We start from the raw sequence: 21413 nt of genomic DNA, 5'->3' as shown, positions 1-21413 counted from the left end.
TCCTTCAGTTCGGCCTGGTCGTCCAAGGCCCGGGATTGTTGTTATACCGGGCCTTGGACACTGGATTACTTGATCTCGGTCACGGTGAGCTTGCCATCGACCCGGTCGGCGACGAACTCGATTGCCGCACCTTCCTTCAGCTTGGCCAGAATAGCCTCGTCCTTGATCCGGAACACCATGGTCATGGCAGGCATGTCGAGGTTCTTGAGATCCTCGTGGGCGATCGTCACTTTCTTGGCCGAGGTATCCAGCTTCTTGACCGTTCCCTTGGTGAATTCCACCGCATGGGCCGATACGGCCATGACCAGGGTGGCGAGCAACGTTACAAGCGTCTTCATGATGTTATCCTTTCAATGGGTTGCAGTCACTTCTTCACAACTTCGAGCGGCCCATGCATGCCGGCGTCGTAGTGGCCTGGGACCAGGCAGGCGAACTCGAAAGTGCCGTTGTTTGTGAAAGTCCAGACGATCTCACCGGATTGGCTGGGCTCAAGCCGAATGGCATTCGGATCGTCGTGTTCCATCTCTGGAAACTTCTCCATCGCGGCCTTGTGTTCCTGGATCTGCGCCTTGTCGTCGAGCACGAATTCATGCCCGAGCTCGCCGACATTCTTGATGGCGAAGCGCACGGTCTGCCCCTGGCGCACCTTGATGCTTGCCGGCGTGAAGATCATCTTGCCGTCATCGGTTTCCTTCATCGTCACGCGCACGGTCTGGGTCGCCTTCTTGGCGTCGCCCGGCTCGCCGACCGACACGGCATCGTGGCCGCCGGCGTGGGAACCGCTGGCCAGCATCGGCGAGGCGAGTGAGGATGCGGCGAGCAACGCCAGTGCGAAAAGTGTCATCTTCATCTTGGTTTCCTTGGTTGCGTTGGTAGAGGTCATGGCGGTCAGCCTTTTCTTGGCGGAGGCGGCGTGATCACTGTCTTGGCATCGGTTGCGCGGGTGGCTTCCGGCAGCGCGCCGGTCCATTCCCAGGCCTGCGTTCCCGGCGGGTTTTCGTACCAGCCGGGGTCGCTGTAATCGCCGGCGGAGATGCCTTCGCGCACCTTCACCACCGAGAACATGCCGCCCATCTCCAACGCGCCGTGCGGGCCCCAGCCCGTCATCATCGGGATCGTGTTGTCGGGAAGCGGCATTTCCATTTCGCCCATGTCGGCCATCCCGGCCGTGCCCATGGGCATGTAGTCGGGCTTGATCTTGCGGATCTTGGCCGCGACTTGGGTCTTGTCGGCACCGATGAAGGTCGGGATATCGTGGCCCATCGCATTCATCGTGTGGTGCGATTTGTGGCAATGGATCGCCCAATCGCCTTCGTACTTGGCATCGAACTCGTAGGCGCGCATCGCGCCGACGGGAATGTCGATCGACACCTCCGGCCATCGGGCTTCCGGGCGGACCCAACCGCCGTCGGTGCAGGTCACCTCGAAATCATAGCCGTGCATGTGGATCGGGTGGTTGGTCATGGTCAGGTTGCCGACGCGCACCCGCACCCGATCATTCTTGGAAACAACCAGCGGATCGATGTCCGGGAAGATCCGGCTGTTCCAGCACCACATGTTGAAGTCCGTCATCTCCATGATGCGCGGGACATAGGTGCCTGGGTCGATGTCATAGGCGTTGAGCAGGAAGACGAAGTCGCGGTCGACCCGCATGAAGGCCGGATCCTTCGGGTGGATGACGAAGAAGCCCATCATGCCCATGGCCATCTGCACCATTTCGTCGGCATGCGGGTGGTACATGAAGGTGCCGGACTTCACGAGATCGAACTCGTAGACGAAGGTTTTGCCCGCCGGGATATGCGGCTGCGACAGGCCGCCGACGCCGTCCATTCCCGATGGCAGGATCATGCCGTGCCAGTGGATCGTGGTGTGCTCCGGCAGCTTGTTGGTGACGAAGATGCGCACCCGGTCGCCCTCGACCGCCTCAATCGTCGGGCCGGGAGACTGGCCGTTATAGCCCCAGAGATAGGCGGTCATGCCGTCGGCCATCTCGCGTTCCACCGGTTCGGCGACCAGGTGGAATTCCTTGACGCCGTTGTTCACCCGGTGCGGCAGCGTCCAGCCATTGAGCGTCACGACCGGCTGGTAGTCCGGCCCGCTCATCGGCACGAGCGGTTTTTGTGTGGCGGCATTGTCCATGCCTGCCGCCTCCGGCAGGCCGGATGTCGAGGTCTGTGCCCAGGCGGTGGTCGAAACGAGTGCCGCGCCTGCGCCGAGAATTTGTCGTCTGTTGAACATGGTCATGATCCCTTTCAATCCGCATCGGCCGCTGCGGGGGCAGCCGTCTCGACCTCGGCGCTCTCCGCACCGCCGCCATGGATGGCCGTCATCAGATCGGCGTCGGCGAGCCAGAACTCGCGTTTGGCGTTGATGGTGAGGATCACCGAGTCCACCTTGGCGCGCGTGTCGGCGAGCAATTCGAAGGTGCTGGTGATCATGCCGTTGTAGCTGAGGGTGGCTTCCTCCTCGATCTTGCTGCGCAAGGGCACGACGTTGTTGCGATAGTGCCTGGCGATGTCGTAGCGCGACCGATAGGCCTGATAGGCCGAGCGGGCTTCCGAGCGGACGTTGACGGCCTTCTCGGCCAGCAGGTTGGCGGCGCGCATATGCGCCAGTTCCGCCTTGCGCATGCGCGCCTGGCCGGTGTCGAATATCGGGATGGAAAACTCCAGCTCCGCCTGGCCGGTGGTTTCGACCTTAGTGTCCTCGTCTTCGCGTTCGCGCTCGGCTTCTGCGCCTGCGACGAGCGTGAGATCGCTGACGAAGCGTGTCGCCTCCGTTAACCGATAGGATTTTGCCACGGCCTCAAGGTCAAGGCGGGCCATCTGCAGGTCGACACGGCGTTTGAGCGCTTCGGCCTCGATGCTGTCCCGGCGGGAAAGGGTCTTCGGTAGGTCAGGCAGCCGGTTCGGCACCTCGTAATCGGCGTCGCCGCCCCAAAGCCCCATTTTCCGGGTGAGGTTCTCCTTGGCAAGGCGTGCGGCAAGGCGGGCTTCCGCCACTTGGCCGGCGAGCTCGGCATTGAAGACGTGCTCGCGTGCCTGGTCGCCCTTGCCCATGGAACCAGTTTCTCCGAGCTTGGCGGCGAGTTCGGAGGATGCGTCGGCGGCGGCCTGCGCTCGGTTGAGCTGTGCGACCGTCTCCCAGGCCGAAACCGTCTCTACCCATGCGCGGCGGGTCTCCGCCGCGAGCGCAAGCGTCCTCAAGGCCGCCGCAAGCTGCGCCTGACGGAAACGCGCGTCGGCGACGGCGATGGTCTTCTCCCGTGTCATGAGCGCCAGGATATTGGTGGTGACCAGTCCTTCGATGGCGCGATAGGCTTGAAGCTCCGGCGCTCCGATTCCGGTGGTGCCGATCGAAACCGTCGGGTTGAGCAACATCGTTGCCTGCCAGGCATCCGCTGACGCCTCGCCGAGATCGGCATAGGCGGCCTGCAGGCCCTTGTTGTTGAGAAGCGCGATCTGCACCGCGGTATCGGCATCGACCGACTTGCGTGCCAGCAGAGTTTTCACCTGGGCCCGGGCCTTCTCGGCCTGATTGCGGTTCTGGATCCAGACGCTTTTTTTCGCCGTGCCGGCGCCGACCTTGGCCTCGACGGCGGTGAAGCCGGCATCATTTGCCGAATACTCTGCGTTTGTCGCGCAGCCGGCGAGCAGCAGCGGCAAGCCGATAATCGCGGCGAGCTTGAACCCTTGCCTGTTCATGATGCCTCTCCCTTGGCGGGAGACTGGGCGTCGTTGAGCGGCACCCAAGGTTTTGGACCAACCGGCTCGCGGTGGATGTAGCCGGCAACGGGGCTTCGGTAGGTCTGGCTGTTGGCGGCGGCGGAACTCTCCGAGGGATCGGCGAGGCTTGTCACCTCGGCAGGCATTGTCGTTGCGCATCCGCCCAGAAGGATGGGCAGGAGCGCCATGGGAAACAGACGTTTCATGGTTCAACCTGAAATGTGAATGATGGATTTCGGCGTCCGACCGGCAAAGCCGAGCAGGCCAAGACCTAGACCGCGAGACGCGGTCAACTGTTCACGGGATCAGGCTCTTGGAGGGCGGTGCAAGCCCGCGCGGTCGCCGGGGTTGAGTTGCGACTGCAGGCCAAAGCTCAAGGTGGCGCGTGGCACGCCGAACCGGGCTTCGCCGGCTTCGGCGAGAACCGCGACGGAGGCGCAGAACGTCTTGCAGCAGTCCTTCTTGTCGGCCTTGCCGCTATCACCGATGGGTTTTGTCTTGCCGCTGTCTGCCTCCAGGCAGTGCTCGCTCTGCGCCGGCGCGCTGATATCGACCGAGGCATCCGGCTGCATCGCCGCGTGCATGTGCATCGCTGCGTGCATCTGCATAGCCGCGTGCGATGCGACATGGGTCATGCCGGCAGCGCTGGAAAAAGGCAGCACAGCCAGCGACAGCATCGTCACCAGCTTGAGCATCGTCAGCAGACGCCGATATGCATTTCCAACCTTTTCCATCACCAATCCGTAGAAACGCCGTCGATTCCTGTCAATGCTGCCGGCAGGGCTCGGGCTCACGAATGCGTGAGCCCCGGCCAGGTTTCTTTGTTCTCAGGCCTGTCGGCGGTTGCGGACCGGGTCAATACCTGCCGGGCCAAAGCGCGCAGGCTCTAGGGCCTTGCCGGGTTCGTTCGCCATGTCGGCGAGATCGTCGAGGATCGGGCAGTCCGGCCGGCCGTCGCCGTGGCAGTTGGCGGCCAGATGTTTCAGCGTCCGGCTCATGGCCCTCAGTTCCTCCGCCTTGCGCTCAAGGATCTCGACATGCTCGAGCGCGATCTTCTTCACCTCGCTGCTGGCGCGCGAGCGATCGCGCCAGAGCGTCAGGAGGTCGGTCATCTGCTCGACGGTGAAGCCGAGATCGCGGGAGCGGCGGATGAAGCGCAGAGTGTGGACATCGTTGTCGCCGTAATTGCGATAGCCGGCCCCGCTGCGATCGGCCGGCGGAATGAGGCCGATCGTTTCGTAATAGCGGATCATCTTCGTCGAGACGCCGGAGGCGCGTGCGGCTTCGCCGATGTTCATGACTTCACCTTTCGAGAGGCGCGCAGAGCGCGAGTATTCGAGTCGAATATAGGAATTCTTCCCGGCGGGCGCCACGTTGGCGTGATCCACCGTGGAGGGACCTTAATGTCATCGTGCCGCTGGCGTTTCCGCGGCAATGCCGCGAAAGCCCCTTAGCCGGAGTGCGTTTCCGAGCACGAAGACACTGGAAAGCGCCATCGCACCGGCGGCGAAGATCGGCGAGAGCAGCAGGCCATAGGCCGGATAAAGCGCACCCGCTGCCACCGGGATCAGAACCGCGTTATAGGCGAAGGCCCAGAACAGGTTTTCCTTGATGTTGCGGATCGTTGCCTTCGACAGGGCGATCGCGTTCGGCACACCCAGCAGATCGCCGGACATCAGCACCACATCGGCGCTTTCGATCGCGACATCGGTGCCGGTCCCGATCGCAAGTCCGACATCGGCTTCGGCAAGGGCCGGCGCATCGTTGATGCCGTCGCCAACGAAGGCGACGGCGCGGCCGTCGGCCTTCAAGCGTTTCAGGGCGGCAACCTTGCCGTCGGGCAGCACCTCGGCGATGACTTCGTCGATCCCGAGCTTGGCGGCGATCGCTTCTGCCGTGCGACGGTTGTCGCCGGTGATCATCGCCACCTTGAGACCGAGATCGTGCAGCATGCGGACCGCCTGCGGCGTCGTTTCCTTGATCGGATCGGCAACGGCGATGATGGCGGCAAGCTTGCCGTCGATCGCCGCATAGAGCGGGCTCTTGCCTTCCGAGCCGAGGCGGGCCACCTGGCCGGCAAACACCGAGACGTCGAGCTTCAGCCGGGCCATCAGCCGGTCGGCGCCGACATGGACACTCCGCCCATTCACGACGGCGCTGGCGCCGAAGCCGGGGACAGCCTCGAAGTTCGAAGGCGCCGGGACAGCGACGTCTTCGGCCTTCGCAGCCTCGACGATTGCTTCGGCGATCGGGTGTTCCGACCGGGTTTCGACGGCGGCGACGAGTGCAAGCACCTCGCTGCGCTCAAAACCGGCTGATGTGTCGAGATCGGTCAGTTCCGGACGGCCCTTGGTCAGCGTGCCTGTTTTGTCGACGGCAATGATTTCGGCATTGCGCAGGGTCTGTAGTGCTTCGCCCTTGCGGAACAAGACACCCATTTCGGCGGCACGACCGGTACCGACCATGATCGAGGTCGGGGTCGCCAGGCCCATGGCGCAGGGGCAGGCGATGATCAGCACCGCGACGCCGTTAACGAGCGCGAAGGTCAGCGCCGGATCCGGGCCGAAGACCAGCCAGATCGCGAAGGTGACGGCGGCAATAGCGATGACGGCCGGAACGAACCACGCCGTTACCCGGTCGACCAGCGACTGGATCGGCAGTTTGGCGCCCTGGGCCTGTTCGACCATGCGAATGATCTGCGCAAGCACCGTCTCGGCACCGACTTTGGTTGCGCGGAAGGTGAAGGACCCCGTCTTGTTGATGGTGCCGCCGACGACGTCAGCGCCCACGATCTTTTCGACGGGAACCGGTTCGCCGGTGATCATCGACTCGTCGACGTAGGAATTGCCGTCGAGGACGGTTCCGTCGACCGGCACGCGGTCGCCGGGACGCACCAGCACGGTATCGCCCGAATGAACATCGGCGAGCGGAATCTCGATCGTTTCCCCGTCGCGAACGACGCGCGCCGTCTTTGCCTGCAGGCCCATCAGGTGCTTGATCGCTTCGGAGGTGCGGCCCTTGGCGCGGGCTTCGAGCACCCGGCCAAGAAGGATCAGCGTCACGATGACGGCTGCGGCCTCATAATAGACGTTGGCTGTGCCTTCGGGCAGCAGCCCGGATGCGAAGGTGGCAACGACCGAATAGCCCCAGGCGGCGGCCGTGCCGATGGCGACGAGCGAATTCATGTCGGGCGCGAGACGCAAAAGGGCCGGGATACCCTTCTGGTAGAAGCGTAAGCCCGGGCCGAAAAGCACGAGCGTCGCCAACACGAACTGCAGATACCAGCTCTCCTGCATGCCGATGTTGATCATGACGAAGTCGTGCACGGCCGGAATGAAATGCGAGCCCATCTCCATCGCGAAGATCGGCAATGTCAGGGCTGCGGCAACCAATAGCGAACGGCTGAGGCGCCGGGTTTCGCGCTCGCGCTTTTCGGCTTCCTCGTCGGTGCTCTCGTCGCCGGTGATGCGCTTGGCGCCGTAACCGGCCGCGCGCACGGCCTCTTCCAGTGCGGTCGTGGTGGCAATTCCCTTGGTCAGGCGCACGGTGGCGCGCTCGGTCGCAAGATTGACATTGGCCTGCGTCACGCCGGGAACTGCCTTCAACGCCTTCTCGATGCGGGCAACGCAGGAGGCGCAGGTCATGCCGTCGATCGCCAGTTCGACCGATTCCTCAGCGGCGCCATAGCCGCTGTTCTCGATCGCCTTGACGATGTCGGCGGTCTTGGTCGTTCCATCGAACCGGACGTCGGCCCGTTCGGTTGCAAGGTTGACAGAGGCGGACGTGACCCCTGGGACTGCGCGGATGGCCTTCTCGACGCGCGCGACGCACGAAGCACATGTCATGCCTTCGACCGGTATGCTGGCCGTCAGGGCATTGCCGGGAATTGCTGCGGCGCTTTTCGCTTCGATGGTGGTCACAGATCCCATGATCGTGGTCCTTTTCCTGTTCTTTACCGGAAGATGGGGCTTCCAACGATGGGAAGGTCAAGGGCGGCTTGAAACATTTCTTCGGCCAATATGCATCGATCCACCACTTGCTCTGTGCCGGTGATGCGAATGCACGACGGCGTGACCTTTGCCCCGCGCGATCAGCCAGCGATTGACGGGGAACGCTGCAGCGCCGGCGACGATGAGCGCGATCGCGAGGCTCGCCCAGAAGAGGAGGGACGTGACGCCCGCATCCATCGCACCCGGGATGATCAGCATCAGGGCGTTGTCGACGATCTCCATGATCACGATGGACGCCGTGTCGGCCGCAAGCGCGAGCTTCAGGACCGCGGCGAATGGCATGCCTGCTTTGATCAGTGGAAACATGGTGAGGCCATAGCCGAAGACAAAGGCAAGGAATACGGCAAGCGCGATGGTCTGGACATTGCCCCAGCCGAGCGCCGAGCCGATGACCATGCCGAGTACCTCGCCGATGGCGCAGCCGGTCAGGCAATGCGCCGTCGCAGATAGGGCGAGGCGGTTGAGCGACGTGCCTTCGCCTTGTGAGGGGCCTGCCGTCACCCTGCGGTGATCATGTCGATGAGCGTGGTGTTCGTCGTGTTGCATGCTCGGTCTCCGTGAAGATGCGGAGCCGGCAAGCTAAAGGTTCCCACCGTTGTAAGGTCAAGGCGTGTGGTGGAGCGAATGGACCTTGGCCTCGGTCCGGCGACGTTAGACGGCAAACGCCTCGGCACGAGGCCAAGGCGCCAACCGGTGACTGCAGGCACCGTGGCGATCTTGATCTAGAGTTGGCGGCTCTCGTAGCCTGCCGCCTTCAGCGCTTCTGCGATCGGGCCGGATGCGGCGGCCGTATCCACGCTGACCTCGCGCGCGCCGAGATCGACCTTGATAGTTGCCTGCGGATCGACGCTCAGAATCGCCTTTTGTACGCTGCCGGCGCAATGTCCGCAGGTCATGTTATCGATCTTGTAATTCTGCATCGGTTGTCTCCTTCTTTTCGATGTGAGAAGAACATGGGGCTTCCCACCGTTGGAAGGTCAAGGGGCCGTCCAAGCATATTTTTTCGGCGCGCTTCGGCCGGTGAAACCGGTGGCGAAAGATCACGGACCGGCCCGCCGACCGGCGGCAAATGCTCCGAAAAATTTGAAAGTCTTTCATCGCCGAACCCTGGAATGGACGGCTAGCGGTCGGCCGCGGGAAGACGCACAATCCGCAGGCTGTGCACAAGGGCATTCGCGTCGTCTCAAGGGGGCGGACGATCGCCCGCCCGGCACGGGCCGCAAACGGTTCGTGATGCGATCGCACCGGATTATCCGGGGATGATCGAAATGCACCGGTCGGGTACTGGAGGAGACTGTGTCCCGATCTCTGTCGTTCGGCTGCGTCGTGGCGACGCCGCCAAGGGAGGAAATATGTTTGAACGACTTTTCAAGTTAAAAGAGCATGACTCGTCCGTGCGCACCGAGGTGATCGCCGGCGTTACGACATTCCTGACGATGTCCTACATCATCTTCGTCAACCCCGACATTCTGTCGACCACGGGCATGGATAGGGATGCCGTCTTCGTCGCGACCTGTATTGCCGCGGCGCTCGGTTCGGCCGTCATGGCGCTCGTCGCCAACTGGCCGATCGGCATGGCGCCGGGCATGGGCCTCAACGCCTTCTTCGCCTTCACCGTCGTTGCAGCCCTCGGCTTCAGCTGGCAGCAGGCGCTGGGCGCCGTGTTCATCTCCGGCGTGATCTTCCTGATCCTGACCGTAACAGGGGTCCGAAGCTGGCTGATCGCCGGCATTCCGCATTCGCTCAGAAGCGCAATTGCTACCGGTATCGGTCTCTTCCTCGGTATCATCGCACTGAAGAATGCCGGTATCGTCGTCGACAATCCGGCGACGCTGGTCGGCCTCGGCGACCTGAAGCAGACCGGTCCGCTGCTGGCGATCCTTGGCTTTTTCGTCATCGCCGTGCTCGATTCGCTCAAGGTCCGCGGCTCGATCCTGATCGGCATCCTCGTCGTCACCATCCTGTCGATGCTGCTGGGTGTCAGCGAGTTCAAGGGCATCGTTTCCGCCCCGCCGAGCATCGCGCCGACCTTCATGCAGCTCGATATCATGGGCGCGCTGCATGGCGGCCTGGTCCACGTGATCCTCGTCTTCGTGCTCGTCGAAGTCTTCGATGCCACGGGTACGTTGATCGGTGTGGCCAAGCGCGCCAAGCTGGTCGAAGAAGGCAAGCCGAGCCGTCTCGGCCGCGCGCTTCTCGCCGACAGCACCGCCATCGTTGCCGGTTCGCTGATCGGCACCAGCAGCACCACGGCCTATGTCGAAAGCGCCTCGGGCGTCCAGGCTGGCGGCCGCACGGGTCTGACGGCGCTGACCGTCAGCGTGCTCTTCCTTGCCGCGCTGTTCTTCTCGCCGCTGGCAGCGGCCGTCCCGTCCTATGCGACGGCACCGGCACTGCTCTATGTCGCCGGCCTGATGATGCGCGAACTGACGGAAGTCGACTGGGACGACCTGACGGAAGCGGCGCCTGCCGCACTCACGGCACTCGCCATGCCCTTTACCTACTCGATCGCCAACGGCCTTGCCTTCGGCTTCGTGAGCTATGTCGTGCTCAAGGTGTTCACCGGCAAGTGGAGCGTCATCCATCCGGCAACGCAGTTGGTCGCGGCGCTCTTCATCGTGCGCTTCGCCTTCTTCGCCGAATAGGAAAAAGGCCGGGGCAAACGATGCCCCGGCCTCTCATACCTTCCCCCCGCGAAGGCTGGCCGGACCGTGGACATTCCTGCGGCTCCGGCCTTTTTGCGCTTGGCGGCGGACGGTGGCTCAACCGCCCTCGATCAATATTGCCCGGCCGGCAGATGCACCACGAGGCCGTCAAGCGCGTCGGAGACGGTGATCTGACAGCTGAGACGGCTTCTTTCCTCCGGATTGACGACGCAATCCAGCATATCCTGCTCCTGATAGTCGGGCGACGGCAGCCTGTCGGCCCACGCACCATCGATGTAACAGTGGCAGGTGCCGCAGGCGCAGGAGCCGCCGCATTCGGCGGCGATGGCATCGATGCCGTTCTGGACGGCTGCCGACATCACCGACTGGCCCTCTTCAGCCTGCACCTCCGTCGACTTCCCCTCCGCATCCACAAAAACAATCCTGGGCATTGCATGGTCTCCACTCAAATCTGAAATCGGTCGTATTGCATTGCGCTGGATCGCGCGCTTGCCGGCGTTCAGGTCGGTTTGATGGCGATCTGCAGCCGCTTCGGCCCGCGCACCGAGAGGCCGCGCTTATATTCCGGCTTTTCATCAACAAGTTCGATCGTCGGGAAGCGCCGCAGCAAGGTGCTGAAGATGATGTCCATGTCCAGCCGGGCGAGATGGTTGCCGAGACAGAAGTGCACGCCGCCGCCGAAGGCCAGGTGCCTGTTGGGGGTGCGGCCGATGTCGAATGTATCGGCGTTTTCGAACTGTTTGGGGTCGCGGTTCGCCGCTCCATAAAGCAGCCCGAACTTCGTGCCGCGCGCGAAATTTCGTCCGCCGATTTCCACCTCCTCGATGCAGTGACGATGGAAGAACGGCAGGGGCGATTCGTAGCGGAACATCTCCTGCACCGCCGTCTGGATCAGTGCCGGATCCCGGCGCAGCCGCGCCATCTGTTCGGGAAAGCGCAGTAGCGCATGCATGCCGCTTCCAAGCACGTCGATCGTCGACCCGTGGCCGGCCATCAGTATAAGCATGCACGTCGAAATGAACTCGTCTGAACTCATCGCGCCGGCGCGCTCGGCCTCGATGAGAACCGAGATGAGATCGTCCTTGGGGCTTCGCTCGCGCTCGTGTTTCAGAGCCGTCAGGTATTCGTAGAATTCGGTGGTGTTCGTCTCGGCGATGCGCTTGCGTTCATCCGACCGGTCGACGTCGAAGAACTGGACGATGTTCTCGGACCAGATGCGCAGCTGGGGACAGTCCTCGTCGGGGACGCCAAGCAGGCGGCCGATGATGTGGCCGGGTACGTGGGCCGCGAGATCGTCGACGAAATCGATCTGGCCGCGGTCGGCAAGGCTGTCGATCAGCCTGTCGACATAGGCCTGGATCTGATCGCGCAGCTTGGCGATCATCGCCGGCGTGAAAAGTTTGAAGACCTGCTTGCGCAGCCGGTCGTGTACGGCGCCGTCGCTGTCGAGCAGGCTGAACTGCACGAAGCGCGAGTGATGCGGCATGTCGTGCCAGTTGCCGGCGCGCTGGATGGCGGCGATTTCCTCTGATGTTGCGATGTCCTCGAGCGAGCGGACCATGCGCTTGTCCATGACGATTGCCGAGACATCCTCGAAGCGCGAAGCCAGCCAGATGTCGAAATCCTCGAAATAGTGCAGGCCGCCCTTGTCGCGCAGCGCCTTATAGGTGGGATAGGGATCGCGCGCGAAATCTGGAGACAAGGGAGCGAACGCTGCCTCCACTCGGCTCTGTGTCGATAAGGTCTCCGCCATCTGCCACTCCCTGCAAAAACTGCATGATAACGTCATCGGGCAGATCGAGGAAATGCAGCGCTCTCGCAAGATAATGGACAAAACTCGCATCGGCATGCAGAGTGTCGCGCATGTTGGCTGAGCGCGAAGAGATCTATTTTCACACACCGGCGCGTCTCGCCGGGGCGTTTCCCTACACCGCGCTGGTTGCCGGCGCTCGGGTGGCGTTGCCTGAGGAGCCGCCGATCCGCAAGCGCTTCCACCAGCACGTGCTGGTTCACACCACTGCGGGACAGGGGTTGATCGAGGTGCGCGGACAGCGGTTCGTCGCCCAGAAGGACATGTCGATCTGGTTGGACACATCGCAGGCCTATGAGCATCGCTGTGCGCCCGATGCCGGGGAATGGCGCTATCTCTGGATGGGCGTCGAGGGACACGGGCTGGACGATGTCTATGCCTTCCTCAATGTACAACAGTCACCGCTGTTCGAACCTTCCGATCGCGAAGCGGCACGGGCTGCGTTCCAGGCTGTCATCGGCTATCTCGACGAGCGCACGTCGGCAACGGATGCACTGGTCAGCGCGGCGATTGCCGGTCTGATTACCAATCTGAGTGCGCCGCGATTGGTTGGTGCCGCACCAACCGACGATCCTGCATTGCGCGATCGGATAACCGGCGTGCTTGCGGCGGTCAGAAAGGACCTGGCAAAGGCCTGGACGATCAACGAGCTTGCCGCTCTCGCACGTCTCAGCCCGTCGCAACTCTTTCGCAGATTCAAGGATACGATCGGCACGACGCCGATGGATTGGCTGCGCCACGAGCGCATCAACCAGGCGAAACGCCAGCTGGTCGAGCCCGGCGCGAAGGTTTCAGCGGTTGCCGCGCATTGCGGCTATCCCGACCCCTACCATTTCTCTCGCGATTTTCGCCGTTTGACCGGTTACACCCCGACCAGGTTCAGGCGCGACGGCGGATATTAGGATCGCGGCCTAGCCGATGACGGCGCCCACTCCGATGGAGCGGGCCCGTCCTCTGGTTTCGAACCCGTCGTCAGCGCAGCAGGAATGGCTCCTCGAAGAAATGCTCTTCAAGGTTGACGCCTTCGCCGCCGCGGTCGATCACGGCGAAGTCGGAGACGTCGTCGAGCGGCGTCAGGATGCCATGCCAGACATTGCGGGCGATGTTCACGCCCTGGCCCGGTGAGGTCCGGAAGGCAATCGGCTCGCTCGGGCCTTCTTTCGTCTCTGCCGAAACGACAACCAGAAAAGGGTTATCGGTCAAGGGAATGAAGGCCTGACTGCCGAGGGGGTGGCGTTCGACCATGGTCAGCTTCAATGGCAGCGGATAGGGCTCGCCGCGCACCAGGCTGATCATTGGCCGGGCCTTTTCGCCGGTGGTCTCGATCTTGGCAAGGTCATGGTAGCGGGTGCATTTTCCGCCGTTGATGGGGAAACTGTAGGCGTTTTCAGTCTCGATCACGTCGCCGAATGGCGCGAATGCCTCGCGTGTCAGCGGCTTTATCTCGATCTCCTTCATGTGACGCTCCTCCGTCCTATGTTGGTCGTTTATGGGGTGCCGGCCCTTGTAATGCGCCCGAAGACACGCAGCCGGCTGATGCCGCCGTCGGGGTAGATGTTGAGACGAACATGGGTGGCGTGACCGACCTCTTCGATCACGCCGGGGCCGTAGTCGTGGATGCTGTCGGCGCTGAGCTTCTGGCGCGGCAGCACCTCCCGCCAGTAGAGGGAGGATGCGGTTACCAAGGCATCGGCCGCGCAGTCGGCCTCGCTGAGATCTGCCGCCTGCATCGAACAGGCGTCCGGATAATTTCCCTTGAAATGCGCGGTATCAACGCTGATGCGTTCGATCGACGTGCGCGCGGCAAGCTTGACGATGACCCAGTCGTTGCCGGGTTCACGCCGCCGCCGCGTTTCCCAGCCGTCGCCCATGTTGATCCCCCGACCGGGTGCCAGCAGCCGTTGATGGCCGTAGTGGCCGTTGGAGAAGACGACGATCCGGCCGCCGAGCAGCGAGGACGCGACATCGACCGCCTCGTCGCCGATCCGGTCCCGGTCGAGCTCCGGCGTGCCGTAGACCCGCAATCGGGCAACGCCACCGTCGGGATAGATGCGCAGCCTGACATGGCTCCAGATCCCGTCGGCAAGCGCCGTGAAGTAGTGATGGGCGCTTGGGCCAAGCGGGCTCATGCCCAGCAGTTCGGTCCACACGGTGGTTTCATCAGGCCCATCAGGCGCCAGACAGGCATCGATTGCGCAGGCAGAGGGGTAATTGCCGGTAAAATGCGCGGTATCCACATCGAAGCCGGCGATCCGACCGGGTGCGGCAAGCGCGACGATCGCATGGTCATGGCCGGGACCGCGCCGACGCCGCGTTTCCCACCCATCCATCCATTTGCCGTGTTCGTCATAGACGCCCGGATGAAAGACGGCGGCGCAATCCTGCAGCAGCCGCTCGAGCGGGGCGAAGAACTCGTCGGTGGCAAAGACCGGCCTTGCACCGAGACCGGCGGAGGCGAGGTTGATCGCCTTGCGGGCGAAGTCAGGAAGGCCGACGCTCTCGATCGTCATCGCAAGGGGCTCAGCTCGGCAGCATGTCTTTGAGGCGGAGAAGCGCAATCCTTTCCACCTGGCGGCAGGCCGTCTCAAGCTCGCTGTCGCGATCGTTCCCGATCCGGCTTTCGAAGGCTGCGAGGATGTCCTCCTTGCTGCGGCCCCTGACTGCGATGATGAAGGGGAAACCGAATTTCTCGACATAGGCATTGTTGAGTTCGGTGAAACGTGCGCGCTCGTGATCGGTCAGGGCGTCGAGGCCGGCGGAGGCCTGTTCGCTGGTCGAGCTTTCGGTCAGCCGCTTTGCCTGCGCCAGCTTGCCGGCGAGATCCGGGTGAGCGTTGAGGACGGCAAGACGCTCTTCTTGCGTTGCCGCGCGGAAGACTGTGGTCAGCGCCGCAGCCAGTCCGATGGCCGTGTCGTTGGCGGCGGACAATTCGCCGACAAATGCGCGTCTGGCGATCCATTCGGAATGTTCGAAGACGCCGCCGAAGCGAGCGACAAAGTCGGCCTCGGAAAGTCGCGATGGTCGATCGTCCCAGGCCTTGAACGGATAGGTCTTTGCCCAGTGGCGTGCGATATCGATGCGCCGGGCGAGCCAGACCTTCTCGTGCCCCTTGATGTATTCGATGAAGCGGGCAAGCGCTGCGGCGCGACCCGGCCGGCCGACGAGGCGGCAGTGCAGGCCGATGCTGAGCATCTTCGGCGCACCGGCCGCACCCTCCGCATAGAGCACGTCGAAGCTGTCCTTGAGATAGCTGAAGAACTGGTCGCCGCTGTTGAAGCCCTGCGCAGTCGCAAAGCGCATGTCGTTGGTGTCGAGCGTATAGGGAATGACGAGCTGGTGGCGGCCGGCATGTTCATGCCAATAGGGCAGGTCGTCGGCATAGCTGTCGGAGACGTAGTCGAAGCCGCCGGTCTCGGTCACCAGATCGAGCGTGTTTTCCGAACAGCGACCGGTGTACCAACCGCGCGGCGGCTCACCGGTGACGACCGTGTGCAGCCGGATCGCCTCAGCGATCTCTTCCCGCTCCCGTTCCGCACTGAAATCCTTGTGCTCGATCCATTTCAGACCGTGCGAGGCGATCTCCCAGCCGGCGTCCTGCATGGCTGCCACCTGGGCAGGGGAACGCTTCAGCGCGGTTGCGACGCCATAGACCGTCGCCGGCACGCCCTTTTCCGTGAACATGCGATGGAGCCGCCAGAAGCCGGCGCGGGCGCCGTATTCATAGATCGATTCCATGTTCCAGTGGCGCTGTCCGGGCCAGGCCTGCGCACCGACGATTTCCGACAGAAAAGCCTCAGATGCGGCGTCGCCATGCAGCACGCAGTTCTCGCCGCCTTCCTCGTAATTGATCACGAATTGCACGGCAATCCGCGCCTTGTCGGGCCAGACGGTGCTGGGGTTCGGGCCATGGCCGTGAAGATCGCGGGGGTATCTCATTTGAAGCAGTCCTCCAGACATTTGTCTCTGCGACCCGATTCCTAACGGGATTTTTGCAGCGTCATTCCCCCCAAAAAATTTGAAAGTCTCGAATGATCCGCCTGCTTCTCAATGCACTGGCTCACCGGGATACTGCGAACTGGAAAGCTGACTTCGGGAGGAGCAAGACGCATGCAATCTCATGGTGGAAACGACGGCCGTCTGACGACCCATGTGCTCGACACGGCCAGTGGCAAGCCGGCCAAGGACCTGCGCATCGAGCTCTACCGTATCGAGGGGGAGCGGCAGACACATCTGCGCTCGGTCAGGACGAATGACGACGGACGCTGCGATCAACCGCTGTTGAGCGGATCGCTGATGCAGGCTGGCACCTACGAGCTGCATTTTCACGCCGGCGACTATCTCGGCTCTGAAGCTGCGCGCGGCGCCAACCCGTTTCTCGACGTCATCCCCATCCGCTTCGGTATCGACGACGAGGCGGCGCACTATCATGTGCCGTTGCTCTTGTCGCCCTATGGCTACTCGACCTACCGTGGGAGCTGATCGGCAATGACCATCCAGATCCGAAACACGATCCGTTTCCTCCTGAACCACCGCCTTGTCGAGCTTTCCGACGTTTCTGCGGTGCAGACGTTGCTCGATTTCCTGCGCATCGATCGCAACCTGCGCGGAACCAAGGAAGGTTGCGCCGAAGGGGATTGCGGCGCCTGCACGGTGCTCGTCGGCCGCCTGCTCGGCGGGCAGCTGAAGTATGAATCCGTCAATGCCTGTATCCGCTTCGTCGGCTCGCTCGACGGCTGTCACGTGGTGACGGTGGATTCGCTGGCAACGCCGGGCGGCCCGCTCCACCCCGTCCAGCAGGCGATGGTCGAGACGCACGCTTCACAATGTGGCTTCTGCACGCCCGGCTTCGTCATGTCGCTCTATGGGCTCTGGATGGAAAATCCGAAGCCCTCGGTCACCGAAATCGAGAAGGCGCTGCAGGGCAACCTGTGTCGCTGCACCGGCTATGCTGCGATCATTCGCGCCGCGGAGGCGATTTCGACCATCGGCGATCTCGGCAAGGATCCACTGTTTGCAGAGCGCGACCGGATTGCCGGCGAACTCTCGAGCCTTCAGGACGGTCGCCGCGTGGTGATCGGCGATGGAGCGGAGCTGTTCATGCTGCCGGCTTCCGTCGACGATTTCGCCGATGTGCTCGAAGCCAACCCGAAGGCGACGATCGTCGCCGGCTCGACAGACGTCGGCCTCTGGGTCACGAAATTCATGCGCGACATCGCGCCGGTCGTGCACCTTACGCATCTCGAGGAGCTTCGCCGTATCACTGTCGACGACAAGGGCGTGACGCTTGGCGCAGGTGTCAGCTATGCCGAGGCCTATCCCGTTATCACCGAGCACTTCCCGCAATTGCGCGAGCTTTGGGACCGGATCGGCGGACAGCAGGTCCGCAACATGGGTACGGTTGGCGGCAACATCGCCAACGGTTCACCGATCGGCGACACGCCGCCGGCACTCATCGCACTCGGTGCGTCGGTGACGCTGCGCAAGGGAGCTCGCCGCCGCACCGTGGCGCTCGAAGATTTCTTCATCGCCTATGGCAAGCAGGATCGTGAGCCCGGCGAATTTGTCGAGGCGGTCCAAATTCCCTTCCTCGAAGCTGACACCAGCTTTGCCGTGTACAAGATCACCAAGCGTCTGGATGAGGACATCACCGCCGTCTGCGGCGCGTTCCGCCTGACGTTCGACAGTGCCGGTGACGTCAGCGATGCGGTGATCGCCTTTGGCGGCATGGCCGGAACCCCGAAGCGGGCAGCTCATGTCGAGGCAGCACTCAAGGGCAAGGCTTGGTGCGAGGCATCGGTCGAGCAGGCGATCTCCGCCTTCGACCAAGACTTCACGCCGCTCACCGATTGGCGGGCCTCGGCGGAGTATCGCCAGCTGGTTGCGAAGAACCTGCTGCGCCGCTTCTATCTCGAAACGCAGGCGACCGGAAACATCCGGATCGACCGCAACATTGCCGTTGCCGTCTAGGAGGTGAGACCCATGAATGTGATGCAGCCCATCGACCGCATCCGCGGTGGCGTCCACGAAAACGAGCGGCACGAATCCGGCCACAAGCACGTGTCGGGAACGGCCGAATACATCGACGATATTCCCGAACCGGCCGGAACTCTGCACGGCTATCTCGGCCTGTCGCAGCGCGCCCATGCCGACATCCTGTCGATCGATTTCGACGCGGTCAGCGCCAGCGAAGGCGTCATCGGCATCCTGACTGCCGACGACATCCCCGGTGAGAACGACATCAGCCCCGCCCACAAGCACGACGATCCGGTGTTCGCAACCGGCAAGGTCGAGTTCCACGGCCAGCCGATCTTCGCCGTCATTGCCACGTCGCGCGAAGCTGCAAGGCGTGCAGCCGCCAAGGTCAAGGTCGAATACCGTGACCTGCCGCATGTGACAGACGTGCTGGAGGCCGTGGCCGCGAACTATCCGCTGGTCATCGATCCCTTGAAGCTGGAGCGTGGCGACATCGAAGCCGGTTTCGCCAAGGCGAAGAACATCGTCGAAGGCGAGATGCGCATCGGCGGCCAGGACCACTTCTATTTGGAAGGCCAGATTTCCTTTGCCATCCCCGGCGAGGACGATGAGGTCCTGGTCTATTCCTCGACCCAACATCCGAGCGAAACCCAGCACATGGTGGCAACCGTGCTTGGCGTGCCGTCCAACGCCGTCACCGTCAACGTGCGCCGCATGGGTGGCGGCTTCGGCGGCAAGGAGACGCAGGCCAATATCTTCGCAGCGGTGGCGGCCCTGGCCGCGAAGAAATACCGTTGCGCCGTCAAGGTCAGGCCTGACCGGGACGACGACATGTCGGCGACCGGCAAACGTCACGACTTCCATGTCGACTACAAGGTCGGCTTCGACGACGAGGGCCGCATCGAGGCGGTCGATGCGGTGTTTGCGGCGCGCTGCGGTTTCTCCGCCGATCTGTCGGGCCCGGTCACCGATCGTGCGCTCTTTCACGCCGACAACTGCTACTTCTACCCGAATGTCCGTCTGCGCTCGAAACCGCTGAAGACCAACACCGTCTCGAACACGGCGTTTCGCGGCTTCGGCGGTCCGCAAGGCATGGTCGGCGGCGAACGCATGATCGAGGATGTCGCCTATGCCGTCGGCAAGGATCCGCTCGAAATCCGCAAGCTCAACTTCTATGGCGGCGAGGGCCGCAATCTCACGCCCTATCACCAGACGGTCGAAGACAACGTCATCGGGCGCATCATCGAGGAGCTCGAAACCTCGGCGGATTACGCCGCGCGTCGAGAGGCCGTGATCACCTTCAACCGCGAAAACCACATCATCAAGCGCGGCATCGCGCTTACCCCAGTCAAGTTCGGCATCTCTTTCACCAAGACCGAGTACAACCAGGCCGGCGCCCTGGTGCACGTCTATACCGACGGATCGATCCACCTCAACCACGGTGGCACCGAGATGGGGCAGGGGCTTTATACCAAAGTTGCCCAGGTGGTGGCCGACGAGTTCCAGGTCGATCTCGATCGGGTCAAGGTCACGGCGACGACGACCGGCAAGGTGCCGAACACGTCGGCGACAGCGGCGTCCTCGGGTTCCGATCTCAACGGCATGGCGGCCGCCAATGCGGCGCAGCAAATCAAGGCGCGGCTGGTGCGTTTTGCCGCCGAACGCTGGAGTGTTAGCGAAGCCGATGTCGCCTTCGAGCCGAATACCGTGCGCATCGGCGCGGAACGCTTGGCTTTCGGCGAATTCATCAAGCTCGCCTATGGCGCCCGCATCCAGCTTTCGGCGGCCGGCTTCTACAAGACGCCGAAGATCCATTGGAACCGCTCGGAGGGCCGCGGCCGTCCGTTCTTCTATTATGCCTATGGCGCGTCCTGCTCGGAAGTCAGCGTCGATACGCTGACCGGCGAATATCAGGTCGATCGCACCGACATCCTGCACGATGTCGGCCGGTCGCTGAACCCGGCACTGGACCTGGGCCAGGTGGAGGGTGCGTTCGTTCAGGGCATGGGCTGGCTGACCACCGAGGAACTATGGTGGGACGCCAAGGGGCGGCTGCGCACGCATGCGCCGTCGACCTACAAGATCCCGCTTGCCTCCGATCGTCCCCGCGTGTTCAACGTCCGCCTGGCCGAATGGTCTGTTAATCGCGAGGAAACGATCCGCCGGTCGAAGGCCGTCGGGGAACCGCCGTTCATGCTGGGCATTTCGGTTCTGGAAGCCTTGTCGATGGCAGCCGCGAGCGTTGCGGAGTATCGTATCCCTCCGCGCATCGACGCGCCGGCGACGCCGGAGCGGGTGCTGATGGCGATCGAGCGGCTACGGACCGCTGCAAGGCAAGAGGTGGTGGCACAGGATTGATGGCGATGGTTGCGAGCAGAGAGGATATCAGGGACTTCCTGCGCCGCGAGCCGGACTGCGTGCTGGTCGAGGTGACGGGTGCCGCTGGCTCGACGCCACGCGACACCGACGCCTGGATGCTGGTGGCGCCGGACGGCCTTTTCGGCACCATCGGCGGCGGCCAGCTCGAATATATGGCGATCGATCATGGGCGGCGCGCGCTCAAGCGCGGCGACGACGCCGATACGATGACGATCCCGCTCGGCCCCGAGATCGGCCAGTGTTGCGGCGGGCGTGTCGCGCTGGCCTTCACGCGCATTGATCGGGAGAAAGCGGCCATGCTGATTGAACGCAGCGATCTGGAGTTTGCCAGTCGACCCCATGTCTATGTTTTCGGCGCCGGACATGTCGGCGATGCACTGGCGATGGCGCTGTCGCTTGTGCCGGTGCGCACCATCCTCGTCGACACGCGCGAGGATGAGCTTTCGGCCGCCGACATTCACGGCATCGAGACTTGTCTGACGGCGATGCCCGAGGCGGTGGTCCGTGATGCACCGCCCGGAAGCGCCTTTGTGATCCTGACCCATGACCACGCGCTCGACTTCCTGATCGCTGCCGAGGCGCTTAGGCGTGACGACGCGTCTTATGTCGGGATGATCGGTTCGAAGACCAAGCGCTCAACCTTCAAGAGCTGGCTGTCGCGGGAAATCGGCCGGCCCGATCTCTTCGACCGTCTCATCTGCCCGATCGGCGGCACGGCGGTGAAGGACAAGAGGCCGGCCGTCATTGCGGCCCTGGCCGCTGCCGAGATCATGACCGCCGCGCTCAACTACCATTGGGAAGCACCCGCCGTTTCGTCGGTCAAGGCAGGCAAGCGCATCGGCGCCTGACC

Annotated in this window: 21 protein-coding genes; 6 read left to right on the top strand and 15 right to left on the bottom strand. The window is 63.0% G+C overall.

Annotated elements, in window-relative coordinates:
- Positions 1-65: 65 nt before the first annotated feature.
- The 10 genes from BC360_RS27050 to BC360_RS27005 form a co-directional block, all read right to left on the bottom strand.
- Positions 66-338 carry a copper-binding protein gene (locus BC360_RS27050; RefSeq protein ID WP_065797512.1) on the bottom strand — a complete coding sequence of 91 codons (273 nt, stop codon included), beginning with the start codon at positions 336-338 and terminating at the stop codon, positions 66-68.
- 26 nt (positions 339-364) lie between these two features.
- The gene (locus tag BC360_RS27045) at positions 365-850 is read right to left on the bottom strand and encodes a plastocyanin/azurin family copper-binding protein (RefSeq protein ID WP_065784407.1); all 486 of its coding nucleotides are present in this window, start codon (positions 848-850) and stop codon (positions 365-367) included.
- Positions 851-888: 38 nt separating this feature from the next.
- Positions 889-2238, bottom strand: coding sequence for a multicopper oxidase family protein (locus BC360_RS27040; protein WP_065784408.1), 1350 nt, complete (start codon positions 2236-2238; stop codon positions 889-891).
- Positions 2239-2252: 14 nt separating this feature from the next.
- Complete coding sequence (locus BC360_RS27035) at positions 2253-3704, bottom strand: TolC family protein (protein WP_139110214.1); 1452 nt, start codon at positions 3702-3704, stop codon at positions 2253-2255.
- Positions 3701-3931, bottom strand: a complete 231-nt coding sequence (locus BC360_RS31955; protein WP_065784284.1) for a hypothetical protein — start codon at positions 3929-3931, stop codon at positions 3701-3703. Before BC360_RS31955 ends, BC360_RS27035 begins: the two co-directional genes overlap by 4 nt.
- Positions 3932-4030: 99 nt before the next feature.
- Complete coding sequence (locus tag BC360_RS27025; protein WP_065797511.1) at positions 4031-4459, bottom strand: hypothetical protein; 429 nt, start codon at positions 4457-4459, stop codon at positions 4031-4033.
- 93 nt (positions 4460-4552) lie between these two features.
- Positions 4553-5023, bottom strand: coding sequence for a Cu(I)-responsive transcriptional regulator (cueR, locus tag BC360_RS27020; protein WP_065784409.1), 471 nt, complete (start codon positions 5021-5023; stop codon positions 4553-4555).
- A 108-nt stretch (positions 5024-5131) separates the two neighbouring features.
- Positions 5132-7654 carry a heavy metal translocating P-type ATPase gene (locus tag BC360_RS27015; RefSeq protein ID WP_083222747.1) on the bottom strand — a complete coding sequence of 841 codons (2523 nt, stop codon included), beginning with the start codon at positions 7652-7654 and terminating at the stop codon, positions 5132-5134.
- A gap of 57 nt (positions 7655-7711) precedes the next feature.
- Positions 7712-8281, bottom strand: a complete 570-nt coding sequence (locus BC360_RS27010; RefSeq protein WP_083222746.1) for a DUF4396 domain-containing protein — start codon at positions 8279-8281, stop codon at positions 7712-7714.
- 176 nt (positions 8282-8457) lie between these two features.
- Positions 8458-8655 carry a heavy-metal-associated domain-containing protein gene (locus tag BC360_RS27005; protein ID WP_065784287.1) on the bottom strand — a complete coding sequence of 66 codons (198 nt, stop codon included), beginning with the start codon at positions 8653-8655 and terminating at the stop codon, positions 8458-8460.
- A 432-nt stretch (positions 8656-9087) separates the two neighbouring features.
- Between BC360_RS27005 and BC360_RS27000 the strand changes: the two genes are divergently transcribed.
- Positions 9088-10380, top strand: coding sequence for an NCS2 family permease (locus BC360_RS27000; RefSeq protein ID WP_065784288.1), 1293 nt, complete (start codon positions 9088-9090; stop codon positions 10378-10380).
- 131 nt (positions 10381-10511) lie between these two features.
- Here BC360_RS27000 and BC360_RS26995 read toward each other — a convergent pair whose 3' ends face one another.
- Positions 10512-10832 carry a 2Fe-2S iron-sulfur cluster-binding protein gene (locus tag BC360_RS26995; RefSeq protein ID WP_065784289.1) on the bottom strand — a complete coding sequence of 107 codons (321 nt, stop codon included), beginning with the start codon at positions 10830-10832 and terminating at the stop codon, positions 10512-10514.
- Positions 10833-10900: 68 nt separating this feature from the next.
- On the bottom strand, positions 10901-12154 hold the full coding sequence (locus BC360_RS26990; protein WP_065797510.1) for a cytochrome P450: 1254 nt from the start codon (positions 12152-12154) through the stop codon (positions 10901-10903).
- A 110-nt stretch (positions 12155-12264) separates the two neighbouring features.
- Here BC360_RS26990 and BC360_RS26985 point away from each other — a divergent pair, with 110 nt between their 5' ends.
- Positions 12265-13113: a helix-turn-helix transcriptional regulator gene (locus tag BC360_RS26985; RefSeq protein WP_083222745.1), complete on the top strand. Its 849-nt coding sequence runs from the start codon at positions 12265-12267 to the stop codon at positions 13111-13113.
- A 70-nt stretch (positions 13114-13183) separates the two neighbouring features.
- Here BC360_RS26985 and BC360_RS26980 read toward each other — a convergent pair whose 3' ends face one another.
- Genes BC360_RS26980 through puuE form a run of 3 tightly spaced genes read right to left on the bottom strand, consistent with a single transcriptional unit; the run spans position 13184 to position 16147 of the window.
- Positions 13184-13669 carry an ureidoglycolate lyase gene (locus tag BC360_RS26980; RefSeq protein ID WP_065797509.1) on the bottom strand — a complete coding sequence of 162 codons (486 nt, stop codon included), beginning with the start codon at positions 13667-13669 and terminating at the stop codon, positions 13184-13186.
- 29 nt (positions 13670-13698) lie between these two features.
- Positions 13699-14721, bottom strand: coding sequence for an allantoicase (gene alc, locus BC360_RS26975; protein WP_065797508.1), 1023 nt, complete (start codon positions 14719-14721; stop codon positions 13699-13701).
- Between the two features lie 10 nt (positions 14722-14731).
- Positions 14732-16147: an allantoinase PuuE gene (gene puuE / locus BC360_RS26970; RefSeq protein WP_065797507.1), complete on the bottom strand. Its 1416-nt coding sequence runs from the start codon at positions 16145-16147 to the stop codon at positions 14732-14734.
- Between the two features lie 171 nt (positions 16148-16318).
- Here puuE and uraH point away from each other — a divergent pair, with 171 nt between their 5' ends.
- The 4 genes from uraH to xdhC are packed head-to-tail and all read left to right on the top strand — an operon-like array spanning position 16319 to position 21411.
- Positions 16319-16690 carry a hydroxyisourate hydrolase gene (uraH, locus tag BC360_RS26965; RefSeq protein ID WP_065797506.1) on the top strand — a complete coding sequence of 124 codons (372 nt, stop codon included), beginning with the start codon at positions 16319-16321 and terminating at the stop codon, positions 16688-16690.
- Between the two features lie 6 nt (positions 16691-16696).
- The gene (xdhA, locus tag BC360_RS26960) at positions 16697-18178 is read left to right on the top strand and encodes a xanthine dehydrogenase small subunit (protein ID WP_065797505.1); all 1482 of its coding nucleotides are present in this window, start codon (positions 16697-16699) and stop codon (positions 18176-18178) included.
- Between the two features lie 12 nt (positions 18179-18190).
- Complete coding sequence (gene xdhB / locus BC360_RS26955; protein WP_065797504.1) at positions 18191-20542, top strand: xanthine dehydrogenase molybdopterin binding subunit; 2352 nt, start codon at positions 18191-18193, stop codon at positions 20540-20542.
- A complete protein-coding gene (xdhC, locus tag BC360_RS26950) occupies positions 20542-21411 on the top strand; it encodes a xanthine dehydrogenase accessory protein XdhC (protein ID WP_065797503.1) in 870 nt (289 codons plus the stop codon). The genes xdhB and xdhC overlap by 1 nt, the downstream gene beginning before the upstream one ends.
- Positions 21412-21413: the final 2 nt, after the last annotated feature.

Origin of the sequence: Ensifer sp. LC163 (genome assembly GCF_001695855.1) — a bacterium.
Lineage (GTDB): Bacteria > Pseudomonadota > Alphaproteobacteria > Rhizobiales > Rhizobiaceae > Ensifer.
Note: the sequence above shows the minus strand (reverse complement) of the source record. Positions and strands in the feature narration are given on the sequence as shown.